The following is a 14,925-nucleotide window of genomic DNA, read 5'->3' as shown; positions in this document are numbered from 1 at the left end:
CTACCTTGTTCATTCTAAATTATTTTAGAAGAATTGAAAAGAACTCGTTTTTCCATTTCACGAAGTCGTCACTGCCAACCTCCATCGATTCGCAGGATGGCGCCGGTCATATATCCTGCCTCCTCAGAACAGAGGAAGCGAATCGTCCGGGCCACTTCGTCGACATGGCCGAGACGCCCGAGCGGAATCGCCTGAATCGCCTCGTCTTTCGTCTCTTCTACCGTATCATTCATCGGCGTATCTATCCAGCCCGGCGTGACGGCGTTGATGCGTACATGGAACGGTCCGGCCTCGCGGGCGAACGCTTTGACGAAACCGAGCTGCGCCGCTTTCACGGTCGAGTAAAACACTTCACCGGCTGCCCCGACCTCGCCCCAGACGCTCGAGACGACGACGATGTCGAGCGGGGCGTCATACGGTTTCGCTGCGACGGCCCGTTGAACGAGACGTGTGAGCGCACGGACGTGGACACGGTATAAACGATCGAGGTCGTGAATCGGTTGGTCGACGACGAGGCCGTGGACGTGGTTCCCTGCGACGTAGACGAGACGGTCGATTTGCTCGATTGACGTCATCCACGCTTCGAGCGCGTCTTCGTCTTCGAGGTCGCACGTGTCGACTCGGGCATCGAGTCGTTCCGCTTTCACGAACGCCTCGAGCGTGGCGCCGTTTCGATTCGCCTGCAAGATGAGTGCGTCACCGCGAAACGCTCTCGCGACCGCTTGGCCGATCGCCCCGCTCGCACCGGTAATGAGCGTTCTCACGGCTTTTTGACGATCGAGACGGCTCGTTTGTCAGACTGGAACAGTCGGCCGTACGCCTCGTATAGGTCATCGAGCGTGATTTCATCGATCACGTCCGGCATCTCGAACATGTTGCCACCGCTAAGGGCGTACCGTGAAAACTGGTTGGCGATAAACTCCGGTGAGTTGAGCGCTTTTAAAAATTGCCCTTTCATCATCCGTTTCTTGCGGTCGAGCGTCGCCTCGTCTAAGTTGAGCGGACGTTCAAGCGCGGCCGTGATGCGCGAGACGAACGTGTCGACGTGAGGCGTCTCCATCGATAGCGCGGCGAACGCGAACGTGTCTTCCGACGTATAATCGAACGAGAACGCATCGTCAATCAATCCTTCCGCATAAAGTTCCGCGTAAAGGGGCGCCGTCGTGTCGAACAGGCTGTGGAGGAGCAACTCGACGATGAGCTCCTGCTTCATGCCCGCCGCACCGGCACGTGGCGTGTCTTTGTAACCAATCATCACTTTCGGCACCGAGACGTCCATCTCGATGATTCGTTCGGACTGATGGACTGCTTCTGGTTCCTCGATTTGTTCCCGTGCCGTCAAGACGGGTGCTTCGAACGTCTTCGCGGCTTGATTTGCTTTGATCTGCTCGAGCACGCCTTCAGGATCGATGTTCCCGACGACGAACAACACCATGTTGCTCGGGTGGTAGAAGGCGTGGTGGCAGGTGTACAAGTCGTCCGCCGTGATTTTGCCAATCGATTCGATCGTTCCGGCGATATCGATGTTCACTGGATGCTCGGCGTACATCGCCCCAATCAATCCAAAGTATAGACGCCACCCGGGATTGTCTTGATACATTTGAATCTCTTGACCGATAATCCCTTTCTCTTTCTCGACCGACGCCTCGGTGAAATAAGGTGCTTGGACAAAGTCGATCAACGTCGTCAAGTTCGCTTCGACGTTCGAGGTCGCTCCGAACAAATACGCCGTCCGGGTGAACGAGGTGAATGCGTTCGCCGACGCCCCGAATCGCCCGAACTTCTGGAAGACGTCCCCGTCTTCTTTTTCAAACATCTTATGCTCGAGGAAATGGGCAATCCCGTCCGGCACGTCCACCCATTCTTCCGTCTTAAAGCGGCGGTCAATCGACCCGTATTTCGTCGTGAATGTGGCGTACGTCTTCTCATAGCCGACTTTTTTCAATAAATAGACGGTCAATCCGTTGTCGAGCACGGTATGATGCAGCGTCTCACCGACGTGCGGAAACTCTACTCTCATGTCGTCTCCCCCTTTAAACAATACACTGCCTTCAAATCGATTCGTTGTGCAAGCTTCGCGACATCGTCTCGCGATGTCCGTCCGATAATCGCCATCTCTTCCTCGAGTGTGAACGGGCGGATATCCGACCCGCTCATCCAGGCGATCAATTGACGCGGGTTGTCTCCGAGCTGACGGCGCTGGTGGTAGAGCATCTCTTTCGTCTGCTCGAGCGTCTCCTCTTCGAACGTACCCGCCTGCAAGTCAACGAGCTGGTCGGTGATAATCTGTTCGGTCTTTGCTTGATTCGTCATGTCGATGCCGGCGTAGACGAACAACATGCGGCTAAGCGAGCTATATTGCGAGGCCGCGTAGTACGCCAAGCTCTCCTTCTCGCGCACGTTCATGAACAGCTTCGAATGTGGGAACCCACCGAACAACCCGTTGACGACTTGCATCCGGACCGCATCCTCGCTCGTCGGGTCGACATCGACGGCATAGGCGAGGTGAAGTTTGCTCTGGTTGATGGACTGGGCTTCCTCGAGACGTTGGAACTCGCGTACGACGGATTCTGGGTAGCGGCGCGGTAGCGCGGCGCCGAGCGTTTCAATCGGCGCGAACGCTTCCGTCACTTGAGCCCGGTCGACATCGCCGACGACGTAGACGTCGATTCGGTCGTGTTGAATCATCGCCTCGTACGCCTCGAATAACGAGCGCGGCGTCACTTCCGCCAACTGCTCGAGCGTACCGAGCGACGGGATGGCGAGCTCGCCGCCGAGCATCTCCTGCAGGCGTTGTTGGGCGAAACGCATCTTGTCATCGTAGACGGATTCGATGCGCTGTCGTTGAAGACGCAGTTCCTGTTCCACAATCAACGGTTGGAATGCGCCATCGAACGCGTTCGGGCGAAGCAGCACTTCTTCTAGTAGTTTGATCGCCTTCGCGAGTACGGCTTCCCCGACGAGACTGTCGTTCACGACCTCGAGTTGGAACTGGATGACATGTTCGGCCCCGACTTTCGAGGCGCCGGCGTAGAGCGCGGCGTCGTACAGTTCTTCTAACGGCGTATGGAACGCTTCAATCGATGGATAGTTCGCTGTCGACTTCTCCATGATATACGGCAACAACGCACGGTCGGCAATCGTCTCTTTCGAAAGCGGTGCCGAGAACGAGACGAGGCACGTCGTCGTCTTAAACTTATCGGTCGGATAGACCGAATAGTGCAAACGCTGTTGGAATTGTTCGATTCCTTTCATAAGTAGACCTACTCCTTTTTCTTTTTCGTTTTGAACACGTCGGCGCCACGGGCATATTCTTGGTCGGGCACACCGGCCACGACGTTCGCGTAACGGGCCGCAGTGAACAAGTAATCGCTCAGCCGGTTATAAAATGGGAGTTGGCGTGAGGCCGCATCGACATTGACGAGCTCTCGCTCGACACGTCGACAGACGGTGCGCGCCACGTGCAGGCTCGCCGCAGCGACGCTCCCACCCGGTAAGATGAACCGTTTCAGTTCCGGGCATTTCGGTTCGAGCTCGTCAATCCATGTCTCGAGCTCGGTGACGATGACCAGATCGACGAGTTTCGGTGGGGTCTCAGTGTACATGAGCTCTGAACCGAGGTCGAACAAGTCGTGTTGAATCTTCGTCAGCTGGGCACGAAGCACATCATCGGTTTGATGGGCGAGCGCGAGCCCGATATGACTGTTCAGTTCATCTAACAACCCCATCGCCTGAATGTGCGGATGAACTTTTAAGACGCGTCCCCCGATAAGAGACGTCTCGCCTTTGTCACCGCCTCGAGTGTACAGTTTCATGTCATTTCCTCCTTTATGCCACAAATGGTGACCCATAGGAGTCACCATTGTCATTATGCATCGGGCTGGGTGTACGGGAGACGAATCGTGAACGTCGTCCCCTCACCGAGCACACTTGAGACGTCGACCGATCCGTGATGGGCATCGATGACGTTTTTGACGATGGCGAGGCCGATTCCGGTGCCGGTCTTGCCACCGCTCGTCCGCGCCTTGTCGGCTTTATAGAACCGTTCGAACACGAACGGCAAGTCTTCTTTCGGGATACCCGTACCGGTGTCGATGAGGCGAATCACTACCCCGTCTTCCTCCTCGACCGCGTCAAGGCGAATCGATCCGCTGTCCGTATGGGCGATGGCGTTGCCGATCAAGTTCGTGAACACTTGCTCAAGACGGTCGCCGTCTGCTTCAAGCATCCGGCTCGGTGCGCTCGCATCGAGTTCAATCCCTTTCTCTTTCGCCATCTGCTTAAACTTGCGCATGACGCGCGGCAAGAACTCACCGAGGTCGAGCGGCATGAACTGCATCGTCTCTTTGCCCGACTCGATTCTCGCGAGGTCGAGCAAATCGTTGACAAGCCTCGCAAGACGGAGCGACTCATCGTAGATGATGGAGGCGAATTCTTTCGTCGCGTCATCGCTTTCCGTCATCCCGTCGATAATCGCTTCCGAATAGCCTTGTAGCGTGACGAGCGGGGTCCTGAGCTCATGGCTGACGTTCGCCACGAAATCGGTCCGCATCTTGTCGAGGCGATGGCTCTCGGTCGTGTCGCGGATGACGACGACGGCGCCTTCGAAATCCTCTTCCCCGATGAGCGGCGTGACCGTGAGCGTATAATAATGCTCGTTCTGTTTCACTTCAATCGTCTTCTCCGGGGCGCCGTCGACGACTTCCTCATAGAGTGACAAGACGACGTCATGCGGCTGCCCGTCGATGAACAACGGGTCGGCTTGCGGGTTGGTCACGATGACGTTCGCGTGGCGGTCGAGCGTGATGACACCGTCGGCCATCGAGCGTAAAATCGAGGCGAGTTGTAGCCGCTCCCGGTCGAGCGCGTTGACGTACGTCGCGAGCTGGCTGCTCATCGCGTTGAACGATCCGGCGAGCTGTCCGATTTCATCATGTGTCCGTTGTTCAAGACGTAAATCGAATTGACCTTCGGCCGTCTTATTGACGGCGTCACGCATCTCCCGAAGCGGCGCCGTGATTCGCGTCGACAGGAAGAACGCGAACACGGTCGTCGCGATAATCGCGGAGGCGACGGTCCAAAAGATGATCGTGCGCGCCCCTTCATTGGCGCTTGAAATCGCATCGAGCGGCTCGAGCAAGTAGAGCGTGTAGTCACCCGTCTCGAGCGGGAACGTCGTCCGGTACGCCAAGGCGGCTTGATCGTCGAAGGAAGAAAAATTACCAATCGCCGTCTCGCCGACTTGTTGATACGGCTCCCATGCCTGACGTCCGAGCTCGGTCATCAGTCCGTCCACTTCCGTCCCGAAGTTCGAACGGACAGAACCATTCTCTAGAATATAGTTGGCCCCGTACACCTCGATGATTTGGTCGACGGTGCGCGACGTGTCGCCTTCTTGAAGCAACACCGACTGGACTTGTCCACCGAGCTTGGCCAAGTGTCCTCGCTCCTGGTCGATATGAAACGAGTTGAAGAACTCGAGCATGAGGACCGAGACGATGAACAAGACGAGACTGACGAGGACGAGAATCGTCAGCCAGAGCTTCGTGACGATACTGTTACGGCGAACCATCACTCACTGACGGCTTCGAACTTGTAGCCGACACCCCATACCGTCGTAATCATTTGGGCGGCGTCAGGGGAGATCCGGTTCAGCTTCTCACGAAGCCGTTTGACGTGCGTGTCGACCGTTCGAAGGTCTCCAAAGAATTCATAGTTCCATACCTCTTTTAACAACTGTTCGCGCGAGAACACCTTATCGACTTGTTTCGCCAAGAAGAACAAGAGCTCATACTCTTTCGGCGTGAGGGCGATCTCTTCGCCATCGACGGTGACGCGGTGGGCGTCATTGTCAATCGTCAGATGCGGATAAACGATCAAGTCTTTCGACTTCTCTGACGTCCGGAGGAACTTCGTCGCTCCCGAGCGGCGAAGAAGCGCCTTGACGCGCAGGACGACTTCACGTGGGCTGAACGGTTTGACGATATAATCGTCCGCCCCGACCTCGAACCCTTGGACCCGGTCAATCTCTTCGCCTTTCGCCGTCAACATGATGACCGGCGTCGCTTTCGACTTACGGAGTTCCGTACACACCTCGACCCCGTCCATCTTAGGCATCATCAAATCGAGCAAGATGACGTCATAATCACGCTCAAGTGCGAGCTGCAGCGCCTCTTCCCCGTTCGTCGCTTCTTCGATGACGTACTGTTCGCGTTCGAGATACATTTTCAACAGTCGACGAATTCTTTCCTCATCGTCGACCACTAGAATTTTCGTTTTATCAGCCATCCACTAAAACCTCCTAGAGATCCATTGCAAGATGTAGCGATTGTTGCACAATTGTGAACATTCCGCTCTCTTTCATAACTATACCACTCTATTATTTGGCTTCACAACGGTGAGTTCTATGCCCTTACGAAAAAAGAAGCCACCGAAGTGACTTCTTTCATTACGCGTACGAATGCAACCCGGCGATGACGAGGTTGACGAAGACGAGGTTGAACATGATGACAGCGAAACCGCCGACACATAGCCAGGCCGCTTTCGTTCCCGTCCACCCGCGCTGAATTCGCATGTGGAGATAATAGATATAGATGAGCATCGTGATGAGCGCCCACACTTCTTTCGGATCCCAGCCCCAGAATCGGTTCCAGGCGATTTGTGCCCAAATCATGGCGAAGATGAGGCCGCCGAGGATGAAGACCGGTAGCCCGATGGCGACCGAGCGATAACTGATCTCATCGGCGAGGTCGAGGCTGACCTTCTTCGCGAGCGGCTGCAACGACTCGGCGATCCGCTTACGGAGAATGACGAAGCGGAGCAAGACGTAGAGCACGAGTCCCGCGATGACCGACCAGACGAGCGTATTCAACTTCAACGTGTTGATGAAGTTCGGAAGCTCAAGTGACAAGCCGCTCGACCCAGATAGGAGTTGTGCGCCTTCTGGTGCGAACAAGATCGGCATGAAGTACTCGTACGTCTCTTGGCCGCCTCGGTCGTTCGTGAACTCGACGACACCACCGGCACCAATCCCTTTGAAGAGCATCGAGATGAGGATGAAGCCGAGCGTACAGACGAGGACGAACATCGTCACTTCGAGCCACGTGCGCGACTTCGATTGTTCGCGCATCGATGTCTCATTTAACAAGAAGATGAGTCCTGACGCGAAACTGATTGCGAGAATGCCTTGCCCGAGGGCGGCCGTCGTGACGTGAATCTTCAACCAGACACTGTTGAGTGCCGGGATAAGTGGTGCCACGTCGCTTGAGAACATCGAAGCGAAGGCGATGACGAGTAGCGCCACCGGCATCGCGAACAAGCCGAGCACATCATTTTTATAAATCCCATAGACGACGAGGAAACCGAGCACTATCATCATTCCAAAGAACGTCGTATATTCGTACAAGTTCGACACAGGCGCATAACCGACACCGGCCCAGCGTAAAATAAAGTAGCCTGTCTGGGCGATAAAGCCGATCACAGCCAAGATGAACGCGATTTTGCCGTATGGGACACGGTTGACGTTTCGGTCTTTACGCATCCCGCTGACCGCGATCGTGAACAACACGGTCGCGACGGCGTATAAAATGAACGCGATGAGGAGCAGACGACTGCTCCATTGAATCCATTCCATTAAGATTCCCCTCTTTCAGTTGTTGAGTTGGCGTTTGTCTCTTTTTCGAACATCGCCTGATCTTCCCAAATCGGCAGCCCTGCCTTCTCGAGAAGCGGCGACACTTCACGACGAAGCGACGACGGGTTTTTATTCGTGAAGCCCGCGACGAGGACGTCCGTCTCACCGTGACGACGTATCCAGACGCGACGGTGTGGCCAATACATGCCCATCACGATCCCAATCATAAAGATCGTCCCACCGACGATTAAAATCGGGTACGTCGAGTCGCTCTTCACCCGGAGACCACTCGTACTCGCCATCTCGGTCCCTGCGAATTGAACGGCATACCGATTCTCTTCGTCGGCCACGTTCATCCGGATTCCAATCAAGTTCGTCTCGCTCGTCCCTTCCGGCGTATCGATTGTGAAGAAGAACGCCGGGTTCAATGCGCGCGGCGATTTCGTATCCGGCACCCCGTTTCGCACTTCAAAGTCAGGATATAAGTCTTTCAACGAGACCGTCACGTCCCCGAGCGCATACGTCGTCTCCGGGTTGTCCAAGTCGACCGTGAACGGGCCGTACAGTTCGCCCGTCTCTTTATCACCGACGCTAAACGACATCGATAAGAACTCGGGACGGCTCGAGTACTGCTCTTGATAGACTTCATACTTATCAAACTTGAACGGATGGTTCACTTTCGTCGAACCGACCTCGACTTCTTCGAGAACAGGCGATCCGTCATCGTTCGTCCCGGTCTTCTTGAAGAGCGTCAATTCCGTCTCATAGTTTTTCGGGACGGCACCCGCCTTCTCGATTGCATCGGCGAACTTCGCATCTTCCTCATTGTTCTCTGGGTCGTACATCTCGAGAATGAATTGGTCGTTGCGCAAATAATACTCGTCTTCGGTCGCCTCGAGCGCGACCGTGTCCCCTTCCCGCACCCATTCGAGCGTGTCTGTATAGAAGGCAGGGAAGACGCGGAGCATCGCCCCGATGAAGAAGATGACGAGACCGACGTGGTTGACGTATGGGCCCCAGCGCCCGAAGCGATGTTTCTCGGCGAGCAGTGCGTCACCGTCACGCTTCACTTGATAGCGTTTCGCTTTTAAAGCGTCACCGAACGCATCGATTTGTGCGTCCGAGCCTTTTCCTTCTCCAGTTAGACGTTGCCCACGCATGAAACGGTCGGTACGTCGCACCGGCTGGTTTTTCAACGCTTTGTACAACGGGAAGAACCGATCGATTGACACGACGATGAGCGACAGTGTCAACATGACGATGAGCCCGATATACCACCATGACGTATAAAGATTATGGAATCCAAGCGTGTAGTAGAGCGTTCCGGCCGAACCGTACTCTTGCGTGTAATACTGGCTCGCCGGCAATTGTTGCGGGATGTACATTTCCTGCGGGAAAATCGTACCGACAGCGGAACCGACGATAATCACAGCAATCAACCAGAGCCCGACCTTTACCGATGCAAAGAAGCTCCAGACGCGATCAATCCATGATCTCGGACGTCGTTTCGACCGCAAATCAGCGCCGTCATATTTCATATCTAGCATGTGTGCGCCCCCCGTTCCCTTACAATGACTTCTCGGCCAACTCCATCAATTTCTCTTTTGTGAGTTCACCTTCATATTTCTCAATCACGTTCCCGTCCTCATCGATGACGAACGTGACCGGCAAGTTATAAATGCCGTATGCCTTCTCGACCTCGCTACGCGTATCCATCAAAATCGGATAGTCGAGCTTGACGCCGAGACCGTTTACAAAATTGTCGACGCGAAGTGGCGTCTCCCCGACGTTGACCGCCCAGAAGTCGACCCCCATGTCTTGTAGCGTCGCATAGTTTTCTTGGACGACCGGCATCTCTTTCTTGCACGGCTCACAGAACGTACCCCAGAAGTTTAAAAGCAGTCCCTTGCCCTCGTAGTTCTCACGTTCGAGCATCGTCGCCCCATCGAGGCTGACAAGCTTGAAATTCGGTGCCGTATCTCCGGCTTCGACCCGGCCGTCGTTTCCTGCTTGTTCAATCAGTTGCATGACGACGACCGCACCTGCGAACAGCACCATCGTCATGACCATGAGCCGCCAAAACGAACGTTTCTTCTTATGGGCCATCGCTTGCTCCATGCGGTCACCCGTCTTCTCTTTCTTCATGATTGATCACACCTTCCTTTCAGTTGCTATTGTACTGAAAAAACAATAAAAACGCACATTAACAGACTTTTTTCATTGTTTTGTCACACAATCTCCACAATCAAAAAAATCATCCTACAAAGGACGATTTTTTTATTGTCATTTCTTCTTTTTCTTGCCTCGTTTTTCGAGCGGGACGGTCGGGTTCGCGAGTTCGCGAAGTTTCGACACTTCTTTGCGTGAAAGTTCACGCCATTCTCCTGTCGTCAACCCGTCAAGCGTCAAGAAACCGAACTGTTCACGTTTCAGTTTAATCACTTCCGAGCCGACCGCTTCGAACATGCGACGGACTTGGCGATTATGACCTTCGGAGATGACGAGCTCGACGATCGCCGTGTTTTTCTTATGGTCGACCGATTTCATCCGGACTTTCGCACCACCCGTCTTGAAGCCGTCGTCAAGCTTGACGCCCGACTCGAGTTCTTTGATGGCGATGTACGACGGGACATTTTTCACTTTCGCGACATAGCGCTTCGGAATCTTGAACTTCGGGTGCGTCATCAAGTTCGAGAACTCGCCGTCGTTCGTGAGTAGAATCAACCCTGTCGTATTGTAGTCGAGACGACCGACCGGGAAAACGCGCGAGCCTGGTGGGACGAGGTCCGTGACGACTTTTCGTCCTTTATCGTCATCGACCGTCGAGACGTAGCCGCTCGGTTTGTAGACGACGTAATAGACGTGCTCTTCTTGTTCGATTTTGACACCATCGACTTCAACTTCTGATTTCGGTCCAACTTTCGTACCGAGTTCACGGACGACTTTCCCGTTGACACGGACGCGGCCGTCTAAAATCATTTCTTCTGCTTTTCGCCGTGAAGCGACACCTGCTTGGGCAATTACTTTTTGTAAACGTTCCATGAATTAATCCTTCTCCAATCTGTCTTGCGAATGACGTGCCGGCTCTGCGAAGAACAAATCGCCTTCGTCCGAGAGCTCGTCTTCAAATGTTAATGGTGGTAACTCGTCGAGCGAGTTAAACCCGAAATGATCAAGGAAATGCTCGGTCGTCCGGTAAAGCTTTGCGCGACCGAGCGTCTTCGCGCGACCGGCCGATTCGATGAGGCCTTTTGAGAGTAGCGTGTGAATGACACGTTCCACTTTCACACCGCGCACTTCCTCGATGTCTGCCCGCGTCACCGGTTGCTTATACGCGATGATGACGAGCGTCTCCATCGCCGCACGCGAGAGCGCCTGTTCCGCCATCGTCCCGACGTATCGCTGAATGTAAGGCGACACGTCCGGGATTGTCACGAGCTTATAGACACCGGCCGATTCAATCAGTTGAAACGGACGACCCGAGTCTTTGAACGAGATCTCGAGTTTCGTTAACTGTTCACGGGCGGCGGCTTCCGAGATGTCGAGCGTCTCGGCGAGTGCTCGGACTTCCATCCCTTCCTCCCCGACGACGAACAGTAAACTTTCAATGATAGTTTCATAGGACAACAACGGCTTCATCCCTTTCCTTTGACGTCTCGATGAACGAGATCTCGATATCACGCTCGACTTGCGAAGTCGTCACGACGCGCAACTTGATCAACTCGAGGAGCGCCATGAACGTCACGACGAGGTCGGACACGTCCGGCCGTTCCTCGAAGAAAGCGAAGAACGACGTCTTCCGTTTCGATGCGACGTGTTCATGCAGCCGCGTCATCTGCTCTTCAAGCGTGCGCGTTTCACGTTTGATCGTTTTCTTACGCCGTTCTTTCCAACGCTTTCGCTCGACCATCTTCGAGTAGGCGTGAAGTAAATCAGAAAAGTTCAGCGGCCCGTCATACGGCTCATGTTCAGACGTATAACGCGATAAATCGTCACCGGGACGGCTATACATTTCGAGCCGTTGCTCCTCTTGTTCACGCATGAAGACGACCGCTTCTTTGTACGCTTTATATTCAATCAATTGACGAATCAACCCTTCGCGTGTCGGTTCATCCGAAAAGTCAGGGATGTCGTCTTCCTCGACGGGTACAGGGGGCAATAGCTGCTTACTCTTCAATTGGAGGAGCGTCGCTGCCATGACCAAATATTCGCTCGCGACGTCGAGCTCAAACTTTTGCATTGTACGGATGAAGGCGACATACTGGTCCGTGACTTCCGCAACAGAAATATCGACGATGTCGAGCTCCATCTTCCCAATCAAATGGAGCAACAAATCGAGCGGCCCTTCGAACGTATCAATTTTGACGTTATACGCTTCCATAGAGACACCTGCCATTTTACATTTTTGCGCTTTAGTATAACATGTTTTATAGGACTGCGACCACGAAAGGAGAAATTTGATTTGACTACCCCTTTTACCCAGTATACGCTCTTGTTCGAGTGCCATGCCGATTATTTTGAATGCCACGAAGTGCTCGAAGAGGCATGGCAAGCCGGAAACCGGGCATCACTCGGCTATGCGGTGCTCATCCAATATGCGGTCGCCCACTATCACGCCCGACGCGGCAATGAGATCGGTGCACGAAAGAGTATCGCCGCGTTGCACCGTAAACTCGATTTCGCCGCAGACGAACTCCAGTCGCTCGGCGTCGACATCCCACAATTCAAACGCGACCTGACTATATGGCCTTTGTCGACCGTACTCCCGCTCGAGCCGACGACGAGGGCCCGCATCGAACGATTGAAACACGCGTTCGCACCGACCGACCTCTCTTTTGAAGAGCTCGTGCACAAGCACCTGTATCGCGACCGAAGTCCAGTCGTCAAGGAACGACTGCGGGCACTTGAAGCTCGAAACAAGGCCAAAAAATGACATAAAAAACTGCAGACATCGTTGTCTGCAGTCAAGTAGCTAGGCACGCTGCCTAGCTTTTTATATGGCCACTTGATTCCATTTATCAAGCAGTTCACCTGTCTTGCCTTGACCCGTTAGCGTCAAGTCAAGCGGCAACAAATTTCGAGTCTCATCGAGCAGTTCATAAGAGCGTTTCTCGCCCCGGAACGATGGCGACAAGGCGATATGCAAAATATGCATCGTCGTATCTTGTTGTTCCATCCCGATGATTCCGACGAAGTCTTCCCCGACTTTCCATAGATAAAGGAAACGGGCAGGGTCTTCCTCGTAAGAGCGGACGAGCTCTAACAGCGCGAGCGGGGACTTGTCGCTACACGAGAACGCCAAGAGGCCCATCGCTGTCTTTTCGTACGATTGTTTATATTTCACCAGCATTGCTGGTTTCACCACCTTTAGTCATTCAAGTTTCACGAAGTGAACACGTGAGAGACATGGCTCATTGTGCCATAACGGTCATACAAAAATCAATTCTCGTCCCACACCTTGACTTCGGCCATCTTCGTGCCTTGACGGAGCTTGACTGCATGCTCGAGACCAGACGTCACTTTCCCGAATACGGTGTGCACACCGTCCAAGTGCGGCTGTGGCTCGTGGACGATGAAGAACTGTGACGAACCTGTGTTGCGTCCAGCGTGTGCCATCGAGAGCGAGCCTGCCTCATGTTTATATGGGAACGATGTCGACGTCTCGCAAGGAATCGTATAGCCTGCGCCGCCCATACCCGTTCCTTGTGGGCATCCGCCTTGGCTCACGAAGCCAGGGATGACACGGTGGAACGTCAAGCCGTTGTAGAAGCCGCTGTTCGCAAGTTTTTCGAAGTTTTCTACCGTGATTGGTGCTGCGTCATGGAACAAGTCGAATTCGATCATTTCACCGTTCTCAAGTTTCATCGATCCTTTTTTCATGTACAAAAACCCCTTTATGTTCATATAGTTATCATCACTCACATTGCCCATTCTATCAAAAAAAGACGCCTGTCTCCACTGTTTTGTGGAAACAGGCGTTCTGACTTACTGAATGACCGCGTGAATGAGCGGACGCGCCTCAGGCTTCGCCTCACCGATTGTGTAGGCGTGATCCATCCGTTCGAGCGCCGAAGACATATCTTCAATGTTCGCGCGCAAGACGGCGATGACGTCGCCTTCTTCGACCCGGTCGCCGACTTTCTTCTCGAGCGTGATGCCGGCCGCGAAGTCGAGCTGATCATCTTTTGTTGCCCGACCTGCCCCGAGGAGCATCGCGGCGACACCGACTTCATCGGCGATGATTGACTCGACGTAGCCCGCCTGCTTCGCGACGAACGTCGTCTCATATTTTGCTTGCGGAAGTTTCGACAAGTCATCGACGAGCGACGCGTCGCCACCTTGTGCCGCTACGAACTGACGGAACACCTCGAGGGCGTGCCCATCGGCAATCCGTTTCTCGAGGTCAGCGTACGCTTCATCGAACGTCGGATAGAACCCGCCGAGAACGGCCATGTGGCCAGCAATCGTCAACGCGATCGTCTTCAAGTCCTCGACGTCTTTTCCAGACAATACCTCAATCGCTTCCTTCACTTCGTTCGCGTTCCCGACCTCAAAACCGAGCGGTTGGTCCATGTCGGTAATGACAGCGACCGTTTGGCGGCCAACGTTCTTCCCAATCGCGACCATCTCCTCGGCGAGCGCTTTCGCATCATCGAACGATTTCATGAACGCGCCAGACCCCGTCTTCACGTCGAGGACGATGCTGTCGGCACCGGCCGCAATCTTCTTCGACATAATCGAGCTCGCGATGAGCGGGATTGAATCAACTGTCGCCGTGACATCACGTAGCGCATACAGGCGCTTATCAGCCGGCGTCAAGTTCCCCGTCTGGCCGATAATCGACATCTTGATGTCGTTCACTTGTTTCGTGAACTGTTCTTCCGTCAATTCGACGTTAAAACCAGGGAACGACTCCAACTTGTCAATCGTTCCGCCCGTGTGGCCGAGGCCACGGCCACTCATCTTCGCGACCGGAATCCCGATTGACGCGACGAGTGGCGCGACGATGAGACTGATCTTGTCGCCGACGCCTCCTGTCGAGTGTTTATCGACTTTTTTGCCTTCGATGTTCGAGAGGTCGATGACGTCCCCAGACTTCACCATCTCCATCGTGAGGGCAGCTGTCTCTTTCTCTGTCATCCCGTTGAAGTAAATCGCCATCGAGAGGGCAGACATTTGATAATCTGGAATCGATTCGTTCGTGAACCCTTCGACGACGAAGCGAATCTCTTCCTCGTTCAATTCGCCACCGTTACGTTTCTTCAAAATCAAGTCGACCATACGCATAAGTT

The 14,925-nt window shown here is 54.1% G+C and carries 16 protein-coding genes; 1 reads left to right on the top strand and 15 read right to left on the bottom strand.

The genetic code is table 11. The features are described from left to right. Positions 1 to 68: 68 nt before the first annotated feature. From KB235_RS08270 to KB235_RS08215, 12 genes are all read right to left on the bottom strand, one after another. The gene (locus KB235_RS08270) at positions 69 to 764 is read right to left on the bottom strand and encodes an SDR family NAD(P)-dependent oxidoreductase (protein ID WP_211779354.1); all 696 of its coding nucleotides are present in this window, start codon (positions 762 to 764) and stop codon (positions 69 to 71) included. Further along, positions 761 to 2,020 (bottom strand): EF-P 5-aminopentanol modification-associated protein YfmH, encoded by a 1,260-nt coding sequence (gene yfmH / locus KB235_RS08265; RefSeq protein WP_211779353.1) that lies wholly within the window; start codon positions 2,018 to 2,020, stop codon positions 761 to 763. The genes KB235_RS08270 and yfmH overlap by 4 nt, the downstream gene beginning before the upstream one ends. After that, a complete protein-coding gene (yfmF, locus tag KB235_RS08260) occupies positions 2,017 to 3,255 on the bottom strand; it encodes an EF-P 5-aminopentanol modification-associated protein YfmF (RefSeq protein ID WP_034818211.1) in 1,239 nt (412 codons plus the stop codon). The genes yfmH and yfmF overlap by 4 nt, the downstream gene beginning before the upstream one ends. Before the next feature lie 8 nt (positions 3,256 to 3,263). After that, a complete protein-coding gene (locus KB235_RS08255; RefSeq protein WP_034818209.1) occupies positions 3,264 to 3,815 on the bottom strand; it encodes a cob(I)yrinic acid a,c-diamide adenosyltransferase in 552 nt (183 codons plus the stop codon). Between the two features lie 53 nt (positions 3,816 to 3,868). Then, positions 3,869 to 5,572: a sensor histidine kinase gene (locus KB235_RS08250; protein WP_034818207.1), complete on the bottom strand. Its 1,704-nt coding sequence runs from the start codon at positions 5,570 to 5,572 to the stop codon at positions 3,869 to 3,871. Next, on the bottom strand, positions 5,572 to 6,288 hold the full coding sequence (locus tag KB235_RS08245; RefSeq protein ID WP_211779352.1) for a response regulator transcription factor: 717 nt from the start codon (positions 6,286 to 6,288) through the stop codon (positions 5,572 to 5,574). Before KB235_RS08245 ends, KB235_RS08250 begins: the two co-directional genes overlap by 1 nt. A 160-nt stretch (positions 6,289 to 6,448) precedes the next feature. Further along, positions 6,449 to 7,633, bottom strand: a complete 1,185-nt coding sequence (gene ccsB / locus KB235_RS08240; protein WP_034805078.1) for a c-type cytochrome biogenesis protein CcsB — start codon at positions 7,631 to 7,633, stop codon at positions 6,449 to 6,451. Then, on the bottom strand, positions 7,633 to 9,180 hold the full coding sequence (gene resB / locus KB235_RS08235) for a cytochrome c biogenesis protein ResB (RefSeq protein WP_034805081.1): 1,548 nt from the start codon (positions 9,178 to 9,180) through the stop codon (positions 7,633 to 7,635). Before resB ends, ccsB begins: the two co-directional genes overlap by 1 nt. A 19-nt stretch (positions 9,181 to 9,199) precedes the next feature. Further along, positions 9,200 to 9,778, bottom strand: a complete 579-nt coding sequence (locus KB235_RS08230; protein WP_051690385.1) for a redoxin domain-containing protein — start codon at positions 9,776 to 9,778, stop codon at positions 9,200 to 9,202. A gap of 138 nt (positions 9,779 to 9,916) precedes the next feature. After that, the gene (locus tag KB235_RS08225) at positions 9,917 to 10,675 is read right to left on the bottom strand and encodes a pseudouridine synthase (RefSeq protein ID WP_034805086.1); all 759 of its coding nucleotides are present in this window, start codon (positions 10,673 to 10,675) and stop codon (positions 9,917 to 9,919) included. A 3-nt stretch (positions 10,676 to 10,678) separates the two neighbouring features. Continuing rightward, complete coding sequence (gene scpB, locus KB235_RS08220; RefSeq protein ID WP_200871096.1) at positions 10,679 to 11,272, bottom strand: SMC-Scp complex subunit ScpB; 594 nt, start codon at positions 11,270 to 11,272, stop codon at positions 10,679 to 10,681. Continuing rightward, positions 11,250 to 12,014 (bottom strand): segregation and condensation protein A, encoded by a 765-nt coding sequence (locus KB235_RS08215; RefSeq protein WP_211779351.1) that lies wholly within the window; start codon positions 12,012 to 12,014, stop codon positions 11,250 to 11,252. Before KB235_RS08215 ends, scpB begins: the two co-directional genes overlap by 23 nt. A gap of 81 nt (positions 12,015 to 12,095) precedes the next feature. Here KB235_RS08215 and KB235_RS08210 point away from each other — a divergent pair, with 81 nt between their 5' ends. After that, positions 12,096 to 12,566 carry a DUF309 domain-containing protein gene (locus KB235_RS08210; protein ID WP_246514145.1) on the top strand — a complete coding sequence of 157 codons (471 nt, stop codon included), beginning with the start codon at positions 12,096 to 12,098 and terminating at the stop codon, positions 12,564 to 12,566. Positions 12,567 to 12,626: 60 nt separating this feature from the next. Here KB235_RS08210 and KB235_RS08205 read toward each other — a convergent pair whose 3' ends face one another. The 3 genes from KB235_RS08205 to KB235_RS08195 all read right to left on the bottom strand — a co-directional run bounded on the left by KB235_RS08205 (position 12,627) and on the right by KB235_RS08195 (position 14,920). Then, the gene (locus KB235_RS08205; protein ID WP_034805092.1) at positions 12,627 to 12,983 is read right to left on the bottom strand and encodes a GNAT family N-acetyltransferase; all 357 of its coding nucleotides are present in this window, start codon (positions 12,981 to 12,983) and stop codon (positions 12,627 to 12,629) included. 89 nt (positions 12,984 to 13,072) lie between these two features. Continuing rightward, positions 13,073 to 13,513 (bottom strand): peptidylprolyl isomerase, encoded by a 441-nt coding sequence (locus KB235_RS08200; protein ID WP_034805093.1) that lies wholly within the window; start codon positions 13,511 to 13,513, stop codon positions 13,073 to 13,075. 105 nt (positions 13,514 to 13,618) lie between these two features. Continuing rightward, positions 13,619 to 14,920 (bottom strand): pyrimidine-nucleoside phosphorylase, encoded by a 1,302-nt coding sequence (locus KB235_RS08195; RefSeq protein ID WP_034805095.1) that lies wholly within the window; start codon positions 14,918 to 14,920, stop codon positions 13,619 to 13,621. Positions 14,921 to 14,925: the final 5 nt, after the last annotated feature.

The sequence above is a fragment of the Exiguobacterium alkaliphilum genome, from assembly GCF_018138125.1.
Classification (GTDB): domain Bacteria; phylum Bacillota; class Bacilli; order Exiguobacteriales; family Exiguobacteriaceae; genus Exiguobacterium; species Exiguobacterium alkaliphilum.
The sequence above is the reverse complement of the archived record's forward strand: the minus strand, read 5'-3'. Positions and strand labels throughout refer to the sequence as shown.